Origin of the sequence: Streptomyces amritsarensis, from assembly GCF_001953875.1 — a bacterium.
GTDB classification, from domain to species: domain Bacteria; phylum Actinomycetota; class Actinomycetes; order Streptomycetales; family Streptomycetaceae; genus Streptomyces; species Streptomyces amritsarensis.
The window spans coordinates 218,981-231,317 of the sequence record NZ_MQUR01000001.1; the positions used below are offsets into that span (position 1 = coordinate 218,981).

The 12,337-nt window shown below is 72.5% G+C and carries 8 protein-coding genes; 5 read left to right on the forward strand and 3 right to left on the reverse strand.

Annotated elements, in window-relative coordinates; genetic code table 11:
* Window positions 1–78: 78 nt before the first annotated feature.
* Window positions 79–1,017 carry a sulfurtransferase gene (locus AVW11_RS00955; protein ID WP_076042901.1) on the reverse strand — a complete coding sequence of 313 codons (939 nt, stop codon included), beginning with the start codon at window positions 1,015–1,017 and terminating at the stop codon, window positions 79–81.
* A gap of 788 nt (window positions 1,018–1,805) precedes the next feature.
* A complete protein-coding gene (locus tag AVW11_RS00960; RefSeq protein WP_076042902.1) occupies window positions 1,806–3,197 on the reverse strand; it encodes a glycosyltransferase family 39 protein in 1,392 nt (463 codons plus the stop codon).
* Window positions 3,198–3,445: 248 nt separating this feature from the next.
* Between AVW11_RS00960 and AVW11_RS00965 the strand changes: the two genes are divergently transcribed.
* From AVW11_RS00965 to AVW11_RS00985, 5 genes are all read left to right on the forward strand, one after another.
* Window positions 3,446–3,796: a hypothetical protein gene (locus AVW11_RS00965; protein WP_076042903.1), complete on the forward strand. Its 351-nt coding sequence runs from the start codon at window positions 3,446–3,448 to the stop codon at window positions 3,794–3,796.
* Between the two features lie 543 nt (window positions 3,797–4,339).
* Window positions 4,340–5,080 carry a response regulator transcription factor gene (locus AVW11_RS00970; RefSeq protein WP_030028984.1) on the forward strand — a complete coding sequence of 247 codons (741 nt, stop codon included), beginning with the start codon at window positions 4,340–4,342 and terminating at the stop codon, window positions 5,078–5,080.
* Window positions 5,077–6,168: a HAMP domain-containing sensor histidine kinase gene (locus AVW11_RS00975; RefSeq protein WP_381788191.1), complete on the forward strand. Its 1,092-nt coding sequence runs from the start codon at window positions 5,077–5,079 to the stop codon at window positions 6,166–6,168. Before AVW11_RS00970 ends, AVW11_RS00975 begins: the two co-directional genes overlap by 4 nt.
* A gap of 271 nt (window positions 6,169–6,439) precedes the next feature.
* Complete coding sequence (locus tag AVW11_RS00980; RefSeq protein WP_076042920.1) at window positions 6,440–10,306, forward strand: multifunctional oxoglutarate decarboxylase/oxoglutarate dehydrogenase thiamine pyrophosphate-binding subunit/dihydrolipoyllysine-residue succinyltransferase subunit; 3,867 nt, start codon at window positions 6,440–6,442, stop codon at window positions 10,304–10,306.
* Window positions 10,307–10,343: 37 nt separating this feature from the next.
* Window positions 10,344–10,841 (forward strand): HIT family protein, encoded by a 498-nt coding sequence (locus AVW11_RS00985; protein WP_079070364.1) that lies wholly within the window; start codon window positions 10,344–10,346, stop codon window positions 10,839–10,841.
* Between the two features lie 323 nt (window positions 10,842–11,164).
* Here AVW11_RS00985 and AVW11_RS00990 read toward each other — a convergent pair whose 3' ends face one another.
* On the reverse strand, window positions 11,165–12,304 hold the full coding sequence (locus AVW11_RS00990) for a Fic family protein (RefSeq protein WP_076042904.1): 1,140 nt from the start codon (window positions 12,302–12,304) through the stop codon (window positions 11,165–11,167).
* Window positions 12,305–12,337: the final 33 nt, after the last annotated feature.

Here is a 12,337-nt window from a genome sequence, read left to right on the forward strand (position 1 = left end):
GCGTGTGGGCCACGGGCTTCGACGACACCGACTGCGAGGGGCCCCTCCTGCCGGCTGCGGCCCCCCGCCGGCGGGGCGTCAGAGCGCTCGGAGGTGCGCTCCGCCGTCTTCGGGCGAGACCGGGGCATGCCTTTGCGCGCCCGGGCCGGTGACGACCGGGCGCAGGGGCGAGGGCAGGCCCCATTCGCTCCAGGAGCCGTCGTACACGGCCAGGTCCCGGTAGCCGGCGAGGTCGGCGCCGAGGGCCAGTACACAGGCGGTCACGCCGGAGCCGCAGCTGAAGCGGAGGCGTTCGCGGCCGCCCGCGGCCGCCGCGAGGGCCGCCCGGAGTTCCCCGGCCGGCCGCATCAGGCCGTCGGGGCCCTGGAGTTCGCCGAAGGGGAGGCTGGCGGCGCCCGGCATGTGGCCGCCGCGCAGGCCCGGACGGGGTTCGGGGGCGGTGCCCTCGAAGCGTTCGCGGGTACGGGCGTCCAGGACGGCCGCGGCCGGGTCGGCCAGGGCCGCGGCGACGGCCTGGGCGTCGATCAGCAGCCCCGGGCGGGGCCGGGCGGTGAAGGAGCCGGGCGGTCCGCCGTACTCCGGGGCGGCGGCCTCGACGGGCAGGCCGGCGGCCGTCCATGCGGGCAGTCCCCCGTCGAGGACGGCGGCTCGGTCGAAGCCCATGGCGCGCAGCATCCACCAGGCGCGGGCGCTGGAGTAGACGCCGGCGCCGTCGTAGACGACGACGGTGTCGCTGTCGTGGAGGCCGAGTGCCCGCAGCGCGTCGGTGAGGGCGGCGGGGCCGGGCATGGTGTGCGGGGCGGGGGCCGTGTGGTCGGAGAGGGCTCCGTCGAGGTCGAAGGGGCGGGCGCCCGGGATGCGCCGGGCGGCGGCGCGGTGGGCGCCGACGGAGGCGTCGAAGACGACCAGTCCGGGGGCGCCCAGCCGGGCGGCGAGCCAGTCGGCCCCGACCAGCGGGCCGGGGTTCGCGGGCCCGGGTTCGCGGGATGCGGGGTGGTCGGACGCGGGCGTGGACATACGGCACCTCCTGGGGTCGGCGTGCCGCGCCTGCCCGTGGGGGCGGCACGGATCGCCGGCTGTACGACGCGGTCTCCTCATCCTCCGGCCCCGACCCGGCCGGCCGGGCACCGCCCCCGCGCGGTGGACGCCGGCCGCGCCGTCCACCCGCGCGGGGCCCGGCGGAGTGCGGTGCGCACCGGCACGGCGGACGCCACGGGATCGCCCGGGGCGAAACCACCGCAGGACCGGGGCCCGCGCGCGTCCCCCGAACACCCCAGCCCGTGCCCGGCGGGGGGCCGGTCCGCCGACCCGGGAGCGACGCCGGACAACCGACCCGGGGCGACGCGGGACCGCCGAACCGGGACGATGCCGGACCGCAAACCCGGGGCGGCCCGGGACCGCCGCCCCCGCGGCGGCGCCGGACTGCGAACCCGGGGCCGACGCCGGACAACCGACCCGGGACGACGCCGGGCCCGCCGAACCGGGACGATGCCGGACCGCAAACCCGGGCCCGGGACCGCCGCCCCCGGGGCGAGGCCGGACCACCCACCCGGGGGCGACGCCGGACCCGCCGAACCGGGGCGACGCCCGACAACCGAGCCGCGGGCGACGCCAGAACACCGACCCGGAGAGGCGCCGGACTGAAGAACCGGGGAGGACACCGGACAACCGACCCCGGGGCGACGCCGGACCCGCCGACCCGGGACGACGCCGAACAGCCGACACCGGGGCGGCCCGGGATCCCTGCTGGCGGGGGCCGGGCGAGGGGTGGCGGTGCGGGCCCGGCCCGATCGGCGCGGCACGCCCTACGGGGCGTCGGCGCAGCCGCCCGGGCGGGCGTAGACGGCGATCCGGGCACCCCGTACGCCGGTGACCGAGCAGAGGTCGAAGCGCCCGGACAGCACCTCCCGTTTGACCGCCTCGCGCGGGAACGGGTCCAGCGGCTGCCCCGCCGGGTCCTGCAGGGCGATCACCCGCGGCGAGGCGAGCAGGGCCGCGCGGATCCGCTCCGGGGGCAGCTCGGTGCCCTGGAGGCTGTGCGAGGCGGCCGGGTCGGAGGCGAGGGCGGCGTCGCGCAGGCCCGTGCGGACGTCCGGCGAGGACAGCAGCCACTCGCGCCTGCGGGACGGCATGAACACCACCGTGTCCCCCGGACGGGCCCGCTCGCGGACCGCGGCGGCCACCGCGAGGACGTCGTCCTTGCGGCTCTCCGGGGTGCGCAGCCACGCCGACCAGATACCGAACGGCACGAGGAGGGCTCCCGCCAGCACCCACGGCCACCACGCGCGGGCCGCGGCCAGCCGTGCGCCGGCCAGCAGGGCGGGCCCGGCCAGCGCGTAGAGCACGTACCGGTCGACGTACCAGGGGTTGATCAGCGATATCGCCATGAGCAGTCCGGGCGGCAGCAGGACGAGGGGCAGCGCCACCCGTACGAGGTCCTTCGGGGCGCCCCGGGCGAGGAGCAGGGAGGCGGCGGCCACCACGGCGTACGCGGCCCAGTCCTGCCAGCTCGGCCGGCCCAGCCAGCCGAGCTGCTGGTGGGCCTGGCGCACGCTGACCGCGGCGAGCGGCAGCAGCAGGGCGACGACGGCCGCGGCGCTCCACCGCCAGCCGCGGGCGCGGTGGGCGGTGAAGGCGTGGGCGAGCAGCGCCAGCGCGGCGAACTCGTGCAGCCAGCAGCCGATCAGCAGCACGACGGTGTAGGCGATCCACCGCTCGCGGAGCATCAGGTAGGTCGCCCACACGACGGCGGCAGCGACGAGCGCGTACGAGCGGCCTTCCTGGGCGTACATCTGGACGGGCGGCAGGAGGGCGTACAGGCAGCCGGAGACGAGTGCGGCCCGCTCCCCCACGAGGCGGTGTGCGACGGCGGCCACGCCCGCGGCGGCGAGGGCGGTGGCGGCGACGGAGGGCAGCCGCAGCGCCCACAGGCCGCCGTCCCAGGCCTGGAACACGCCGTGCATGAGGACGTAGTACAGGCCGTGCACGGCGTCGACGCGGGCGAGGAGGTCCAGGATCGCGCCGGGCGTGCGGTGCGCCACCTGCCAGGTGACGGACTCGTCGCGCCACATGCTGCCGCCCCGCTCAAGGCCCCACAGGCCGAGTGCCGCGGCGAGCAGCGGCGGCAGCAGGCGCCATGGCGCGATGCGTCTGATGGCGGCCTCCTGAAGCTGTCGGATCGGGGGTGCGGACTCCATACTCGGGGGTGGACCCGAGTGCTGCGGAGGTGGGTGTGCGCGCGTTCCGGGCGGTGGCGGCGGCACTTCTGGGTGCGGTGGTCCTGGCGGGGTGCGGACCGTCCGGTTCCGGTGGCGGGGACGACGCGCCGCCCCAGGGCTCCGCCGGTCCGAGTACGGGTGCGAGTACGGGCGCGGGTGCGGACGCCGGCCCTGCCGCGAGCCCGAGCCCCGCTCGCAGCTCCGGGCCGGGCGCGCGTACGAGTGCGGTGCCCGCCCCCGGGGAGACGCTGGTCCGCGTCACCCGCAGCGGGGGCTTCGCCGGGGAGACCCACACCCTCGTCGTGCAGGGCGACGGCTCCTGGTCCCGGCTGGACGCGAAGGCGGGGCCGGAGGGTGCCGGGAAGCTGTCGGAGCAGGGCTTGGCGGCGCTGCGCACCGCGCTCCGGGAGGCGGACTTCGCCCGTCTGCCCGGGATCGCGACGGGCGGCCCCACGATCTACGACGGGTTCTTCTACATCTTCGTGCACGACGGGTACGAGGTCGCGGGCGAGCAGGAGTCCCTGCCCCCGGCCCTGGTGAGGGTGGTGGACGCCCTGCCGCCCTTCACGCAGTACTGAGCCCCCGCAGCAGCCGGTCCGCGAAGCCACGCAGCCGGGCCGGCAGGCCGCACAACCGGGCTGGCAGGCCGCACAGCCAGGCCGGCAGGCCGCACAGCCGGGCCGGGAGGCCACGCAGCCGAGCCGGCAGGCCGCGCTGCGGGGCTTCGGCACCCACCCCCACACCGGATCCGGCGGCCGTCCATGACGGCGAGGGGCGGCCGGGCCGCCGCCGAGGGACGCCTGCCCTTCGCTTCCGCGTTCGACGGCAGCGGTCGCGGCCATCCCGTCCCGATGTGCCGAACGACACTCACGACCCGGTCCTCCCACGGTCGCGGCCGGGCCTTGTAGGCCCCCGCCAAGAGGGATCCGAGGAGGTCGGAGCCGGTGGGGCAGCTGACCGCCGCACCCGCCGGATGCCGGTCCCGCGGGGGGCCCGGCACCCGGTACAACCCATTCCATTTACTCCGGTCCAGCGCATATGCCGTGTCCGAACCCCACGTAGCCGCAGGCCGGAGCCTCCTCTACGCTGCACCCCATTCAGCGGGATCTTCAGGGGCGGACATGGAACAGACACACACCACCCACACCGGCGCCGCGGCAACCCCCGGCGCCCAGCGGCGTGTGCTCGTCGTCGAGGACGACCGCACCATCGCGGAGGCCATCGCGGCCCGACTGCGCGCCGAGGGCTTCCAGGTACAGACGGCCACCGACGGTCCCGCGGCCGTCGCCGCGGCGGAGAGCTGGCTGCCCGAGCTGCTGGTCCTCGACGTCATGCTGCCCGGCTTCGACGGGCTGGAGGTCTGCCGCCGGGTCCAGGCGCAGCGCCCGGTCCCCGTGCTGATGCTCACGGCCCGGGACGACGAGACCGACATGCTCGTCGGGCTGGGCGTCGGCGCCGACGACTACATGACCAAGCCGTTCTCCATGCGGGAGCTGGCCGCACGCGTCCACGTCCTGCTGCGGCGGGTGGAGCGGGCCACGATCGCCGCCCACACCCCGCGCGGCGCCACCCTGCGCCTGGGCGACCTGGAGATCGACCACGCTCAGCGCCGGGTCCGGGTGCAGACCGAGGACGTCCACCTGACCCCGACCGAGTTCGACCTGCTGGTGTGCCTGGCCGGGACCCCGCGGGCCGTGCTCTCCCGGGAGCAGCTGCTGGCGGAGGTCTGGGACTGGGCCGACGCCTCCGGGACCCGTACCGTCGACAGCCACATCAAGGCCCTGCGGCGCAAGATCGGCGCCGAGCGGATCCGTACGGTCCACGGCGTCGGGTACGCCCTGGAGACCCCGGCCCAGCCGTGAACGGCCGGGCCGAGGGGCCGCGCCGGCGCCAGCGGCCCCCCGGGGGGCTGCGGCCCTTCTCGCCGTTCTCGATCAAGACCAAGCTCGGCACGCTCGTGGTGGTCTCGGTCTTCATCACGACCGGCCTGCTGCTGGTGGCCCTGCGCACGGACACCGAGCTGCGGTTCATCACCGTCTTCTCGGTGATCGCCTCGATGCTGATCACGCAGTTCGTGGCGCACAGCCTGACGGCGCCGCTCGACGACATGACGACGGTCGCCCGGGCGATATCCCACGGCGACTTCACGCGGCGGGTGCGGGGCGCCGGACGCCGCGACGAGCTGGGCGACCTGGCCTCCACGATCAACCTGATGGCGGACGACCTGGAGGCCGTGGACCGGCACCGCAAGGAACTGGTCGCCAACGTCTCGCACGAGCTGCGCACCCCGATCGCCGCGCTGCGCGCGGTGCTGGAGAACGTGGTCGACGGCGTCTCGGCCGCCGACCCGGAGACCATGCGCACCATGCTCAAGCAGACCGAGCGCCTCGGCCGGCTCGTGGAGACCCTGCTGGACCTGTCCCGCGTCGACAACGGCGTGGTGCCGCTGAGGGCCCGCCGCTTCGAGGTGTGGCCGTACCTGTCGGGGGTGCTGAAGGAGTCGGGGCTGGCGGCCTCGGGCCGGCCGGGGCTGCTCTCCGGCTCCGGCGGGCACACCCGCAACGACGTCCACCTGCACCTGGACGTCTTCCCGCCCGACCTGTGCGCGTACGCCGACGCGGAGCGGCTGCACCAGGTGGTGGCCAACCTGATCGACAACGCGGTCAAGCACAGCCCGCCGCACGGCCGGGTCACGGTCCGCGCCCGGGCCGGCGACATCCCCGGCAGCCTGGCGCTGGAGGTCCGCGACGAGGGCCCCGGCATCCCGGAGGCCGAGCGCCACCGGGTCTTCGAGCGGTTCAACCGGGGCAGCGCACGAGGCGGCGACGGAGGCACCGGGCTGGGCCTGGCGATCGCCCGCTGGGCCGTGGAGCTGCACGGCGGCCGGATCGGAGTGGCTGAATCGTCACGTGGCTGCCGCATCCTCGTCACGCTTCCGGGCAGCTCGTAGGTCCCGTGTTGACGTAGGGTTCGACTGGGAAGGACATGATCTCGGCCACACGTACCCGGGGTCCGTCAGGGGTGCGAAGCCAAGGGGGCCGCAACCTCGGTGCCCCCTACCCGAACCAGGCTGGTTTCCCGCCATTCCACGTCATGAAACCCGCCGTTCGATGTGACCTGCATGACGTAAGTCCCGCCCGGCCTGCATGCAGCGGCCGAGGAGGCGTAGCCTTTATTCCCGCTGTCCATACCTTGTGAAGCGGAAGAGGGCGGTTGCCGCCGTGTCGCCACAGTCCCCCAGTAACTCGAGCACCACGACCGAAGCAGCAGAGGGCGGGAAGAACCCTGCCTCAGGCTTCGGCGCGAATGAGTGGCTCGTCGACGAGATCTATCAGCAGTACCTCCAGGACCCGCAGTCGGTCGACCGGGCCTGGTGGGACTTCTTCGCCGACTACAAGCCGGGGGGCGCTGCCGCTCCGGTGACGTCGGCCGGTCCCGACAAGTCCACGCCGACGGACGGCGCCTCCGCACAGGCCGCCACCGCCGTCGCCGGGACGCCGCAGGCCGCCGACGCCGCCACGGGGGCGGCGGACGCCGCGCCCGCGCCCACCGCGACGCCGACTCCTCCGCCTGTGTCAGCTCCTGCCCCTGCTCCTGCCATCCCCTCTGGTGCCCCTGCTGTGACTGTCACCTCCCAGGCCCCGGCCGCCGCACCGGCCGCGCCCGCCCCCGCCTCCGTAGCCCCGCAGAAGGCCGCGCCCGCCACCGGGGCCCCCGCGGGCCCCGAGCTGGTGACGCTCCGCGGCCCGGCGGCAGCCGTGGCCAAGAACATGAACGCCTCCCTCGACGTGCCGACGGCCACCTCCGTCCGCGCCGTCCCGGTGAAGCTGCTGTTCGACAACCGCATCGTCATCAACAACCACCTGAAGCGGGCCCGGGGCGGGAAGATCTCCTTCACGCACCTCATCGGCTACGCGATGGTCCAGGCCATCAAGGCCATGCCGTCGATGAACTACTCCTTCGCGGAGAAGGACGGCAAGCCCACCCTGGTCAAGCCCGACCACGTGAACTTCGGCCTCGCCATCGACCTGGTCAAGGCCAACGGCGACCGCCAGCTCGTCGTCGCCGGCATCAAGAAGGCCGAGACCCTCAGCTTCTTCGAGTTCTGGCAGGCCTACGAGGACATCGTCCGCCGCGCCCGCGTCGGCAAGCTGACGATGGACGACTTCACCGGCGTGACCGTCTCCCTGACGAACCCCGGCGGCCTGGGCACCGTCCACTCCGTGCCCCGCCTGATGCCCGGACAGTCGGTCATCATGGGCGTCGGCTCCATGGACTACCCCGCCGAGTTCCAGGGCACCTCGCAGGACACCCTGAACAAGCTGGGCATCTCCAAGGTCATGACCCTGACCTCGACCTACGACCACCGGGTCATCCAGGGCGCGGCCTCCGGCGAGTTCCTGCGCATCGTCGCGAACCTGCTCCTCGGCGAGAACGACTTCTACGACTCCGTCTTCGAGTCGCTGCGCATCCCGTACGAGCCGGTCCGCTGGAACCGCGACATCGACGCCAGCCACGACGACGACGTCACGAAGGCCGCCCGCGTCTTCGAGCTGATCCACTCCTACCGGGTCCGCGGCCACGTCATGGCCGACACCGACCCGCTGGAGTACAAGCAGCGCAAGCACCCCGACCTCGACATCACCGAGCACGGCCTCACCCTGTGGGACCTGGAGCGCGAGTTCGCCGTCGGCGGCTTCTCCGGCAAGTCGATGATGAAGCTGCGCGACATCCTCGGCGTGCTGCGCGACTCGTACTGCCGCACCACCGGCGTCGAGTTCATGCACATCCAGGACCCCAAGCAGCGCCGCTGGATCCAGGACCGCATCGAGCGCCCGCACACCAAGCCGGAGCGCGAGGAGCAGCTGCGCATCCTGCGCCGCCTGAACGCCGCCGAGGCCTTCGAGACCTTCCTGCAGACGAAGTACGTCGGCCAGAAGCGCTTCTCCCTGGAGGGCGGCGAGTCCGTCATCCCGCTGCTCGACGCCGTCATCGACTCGGCCGCCGAGGCCCGCCTCGAAGAGGTCGTCATCGGCATGGCCCACCGCGGCCGCCTGAACGTCCTGGCGAACATCGTCGGCAAGTCCTACGCGCAGATCTTCCGCGAGTTCGAGGGCAACCTCGACCCGAAGTCCATGCACGGCTCCGGCGACGTCAAGTACCACCTGGGCGCCGAGGGCACCTTCACCGGCCTCGACGGCGAGCAGATCAAGGTCTCGCTCGTCGCGAACCCCTCCCACCTGGAGGCGGTCGACCCGGTCCTGGAGGGTGTCGCCCGCGCCAAGCAGGACGTCATCAACAAGGGCGGCACGGACTTCACCGTCCTCCCGCTCGCCCTCCACGGCGACGCGGCCTTCGCCGGCCAGGGCGTCGTCGCCGAGACGCTGAACATGTCGCAGCTGCGCGGCTACCGCACCGGCGGCACCGTGCACGTGGTCATCAACAACCAGGTCGGCTTCACCGCCGCCCCGGAGTCCTCGCGTTCCTCGATGTACGCGACCGACGTGGCCCGCATGATCGAGGCGCCGATCTTCCACGTGAACGGCGACGACCCGGAGGCCGTCGTCCGCGTCGCGCGGCTCGCCTTCGAGTTCCGCCAGGCGTTCAACAAGGACGTGGTCATCGACCTCATCTGCTACCGCCGCCGCGGCCACAACGAGTCCGACAACCCGGCCTTCACCCAGCCGCTGATGTACGACCTGATCGACAAGAAGCGCTCGGTGCGCAAGCTCTACACCGAGTCCCTCATCGGTCGCGGCGACATCACCCTCGAAGAGGCCGAGCAGGCGCTCCAGGACTTCCAGGGCCAGCTGGAGAAGGTCTTCGCGGAGGTCCGCGAGGCCGCGACGCAGCCCGCGGTCTCCGCGGCGCCGGCGCCCGACCAGGCCGACTTCCCCGTCGCGGTCAACACCGCGATCTCCCAGGACGTCGTCAAGCGGATCGCCGAGTCCCAGGTCAACATCCCCGAGGGCGTCACCGTCCACCCGCGTCTGCTGCCGCAGCTGCAGCGCCGCGCGGCGATGATCGACGAGGGCACCATCGACTGGGGCATGGGCGAGACCCTCGCCTTCGGCTCGCTGCTGATGGAGGGCACCCCGGTCCGGCTGTCCGGCCAGGACTCCCGCCGCGGCACCTTCGGCCAGCGCCACGCCGTCCTCATCGACCGGGAGACCGGCGAGGACTACACCCCGCTGCTGTACCTGTCCGAGGACCAGGCCCGCTACAACGTCTACGACTCGCTGCTCTCCGAGTACGCGGCCATGGGCTTCGAGTACGGCTATTCGCTGGCCCGTCCGGACGCGCTGGTCCTCTGGGAGGCGCAGTTCGGTGACTTCGTCAACGGCGCCCAGACCGTCGTCGACGAGTTCATCTCCTCGGCCGAGCAGAAGTGGGGCCAGACCTCCGGCGTCACCCTCCTGCTCCCCCACGGCTACGAGGGCCAGGGCCCGGACCACTCGTCCGCCCGCCCGGAGCGCTTCCTTCAGCTGTGCGCGCAGAACAACATGACGGTCGCGATGCCGACCCTCCCGTCGAACTACTTCCACCTGCTGCGCTGGCAGGTCCACAACCCGGCCCACAAGCCGCTGGTCGTCTTCACCCCGAAGTCGATGCTGCGTCTGAAGGCCGCGGCGTCGAAGGCGGAGGAGTTCACGAGCGGTTCGTTCCGTCCGGTCATCGGTGACACCACGGTGGACGCGAACGCGGTCCGCAAGGTCGTCTTCTGCGCCGGCAAGGTCTACTACGACCTGGAGGCCGAGCGCGAGAAGCGCGGCATCACGGACACCGCGATCATCCGCATCGAGCGCCTGTACCCGCTCCCGGGTGCCGAGCTCCAGGCCGAGATCGCCAAGTTCCCGAACGCGGCCAAGTACATCTGGGCGCAGGAGGAGCCGGCGAACCAGGGCGCGTGGCCGTTCATCGCGCTCAACCTGATCGACCACCTCGACCTTGCGGTCGGCGCGGACGTCCCGGCGGGCGAGCGCCTGCGGCGCATCTCGCGCCCGCACGGCTCGTCCCCGGCGGTCGGCTCCGCGAAGCGCCACCAGGCGGAGCAGCAGCTCCTCCTGGACGAGGTCTTCGAGGCGTAACGGCCCCGAGCGCCAACCCGGAAGGCCCGGCCCCCACATGGGGTCCGGGCCTTCCGGCCGTGCGGCGACGCGCGGGCCACCGACCGAGCCGAACCCGTCCGTACGCCGACGTGTGGCAGTGTTGCCCGCCGTGGACTGCATCTTCTGCCAACTCATAGGTGAGGGCACCGCCCATTGGGTGGCCCGTGAGGCCGAGGCATGCGCCTTCACCCCACTGAACCCACTCGCTCCGGGGCACACTCTGGTGGTTCCGACCTCGCACTATGCGGGCGTCTTCGACACACCGCCCGAGGTCCTGGCCAAGTCCATGGCCCTGGTCCAACGCGTCGCAGCAGCCATGCGGACCACCCTGGGCGCCACGGGCGTCAACATCCTGAGCGCCAGCGGCCCGGGATCCGAACAGTCCGTTCCCCACCTGCACTTCCACGTCGTTCCACGGTGGGAGGACGACGGCATCTCCACCTGGCCCACAGGCGTCTCCAGCCACCACCCCACCGCCGACCCCCGCACGCAACTTGCCGACGCCCTCCGGTAGGCCAGCAGGGGCCCGCCCTGGACGGCCGCCAAGGGACGGGGCGGTGCCATGCCCGGGCGAGCCTGTGCAGCGGAAAAGGATTCGTCCGCATCCGGTGGGTTCGGCGACTGACGGGGACGGAGCGGACCTGCTCCCACCTGCCCGCGGGTTCGAATCCCGTCGGCACCGCAACCGACCTGAGCCAGGCGGACATCGTCTCGGTATTACACAAGAGTTCGACCTCGCTGCCGTGCTCGCTGACGGAGTGGCTCTGTTCACGAGGTCTTGAACAAAGCCATCACTGGGTGGCTGACGGAGAAGCGCGTAGCGATTCGGGTTCGGCCCTAGCCGCCGTACGGGTTGATGATGCGGTGCGGTCGGCGGGCCGTCGCGAGGACGTTCTGCGGGAACTGCGGGCCGGCGACGTAGTGGCGGCCTTTGGTCTGCCCTACCGCGGTCAGCACGCCCGCCTTCGTCAGCGACTGCAGGTCCCGGGTCGCCTGCTGGGTGTTGATCGCCTCCTGCCGCTCGTACCGTGAGCGCCGTACCCGGTTCACCATGGCCACCTCGTGCAGAGCAGTGACCTGCCGCTCGCTGATTCCATGTGTCTCGGCATGCTCCATCAGCTCGATCCAGACCTGGTTCGAACGGTCGACCCGATGCTGTACCCGCTGCGCCTGCTCGTGGTAGGCGCGCAGGTTGAACTTGATCCAAGGCAGGGTGTCGCGCTCGGGCGAGTACACGGGCCCGCCGACCTCTCGTAGCACCTTGTAGTACTCCCAGGTGTTGCCGGGCATCCCGAGCCACTCCTCGATCGAGGAGAATTCGGGTGCCAGGACGCCGCCGCGGGCGATCAGCAGAGTCTGCAGAGACCGGGACATGCGACCGTTCCCGTCGGACCAAGGGTGGATCTTCACGAGGTTCAGATGAGCCATCGCCGCCCGAACCAGGACATGCGCTCCGGTGTCACCCTCGTTGAGCCAGTCCACCAGCTCGGCCATCAGCCCCGGCACGAGTTCGTGGTCAGGGCCGTCGTAGTCGGTGGCGAGCTCGTCCCCTGGTGCGGTGATCCGGATGGAGGTCTTGCGCCACTGCCCGGCCGTGCGCAGCGGGTGGTGCTGGCCTTGGAGCATCCAGTGCAGGGCGTTCAGCAGTTCCTTGTTGTACCGGAAGTCCTCGACGTCGTGGAGCGACTGGATGTACGTCATCGCCTGCTGGTAGGCGAGGGTCTCCGCCTTGTTCTCCTCACTCGCGTCCACCTCGCGCTCGCCGTCCATCAGGTCCGCGACGTCCTTCGCGTCGACCCGATAGCCCTCGATGGTGTTCGATGCCGCGATCGCGCTCGCGGTGAGTGCCTTGCGGAGGTCCTGGGTCCACTTCATCGGCGCGTGCTGCACCGCGTCACGCAGGCGCTCACGCCGGCCGTCCACCTCTTCCAGGATCCGGAGGTCGAGGGAATCAAGGGCCGGAGTCTCGTACAGCATGCTCCAATGATACCCGCTTCCTATCATTTCAGC

Bases quoted from the DNA above. Each gene is read 5' to 3' on its own strand.
- AVW11_RS00955 (WP_076042901.1), bottom strand. From the start codon at position 1,017: ATGTCCACGCCCGCGTCCGACCACCCCGCATCCCGCGAACCCGGGCCC.
- AVW11_RS00960 (WP_076042902.1), bottom strand. From the start codon at position 3,197: ATGGAGTCCGCACCCCCGATCCGACAGCTTCAGGAGGCCGCCATCAGA.
- AVW11_RS00970 (WP_030028984.1), top strand. From the start codon at position 4,340: ATGGAACAGACACACACCACCCACACCGGCGCCGCGGCAACCCCCGGC.
- AVW11_RS00985 (WP_079070364.1), top strand. From the start codon at position 10,344: ATGGGGTCCGGGCCTTCCGGCCGTGCGGCGACGCGCGGGCCACCGACC.
- AVW11_RS00990 (WP_076042904.1), bottom strand. From the start codon at position 12,304: ATGCTGTACGAGACTCCGGCCCTTGATTCCCTCGACCTCCGGATCCTG.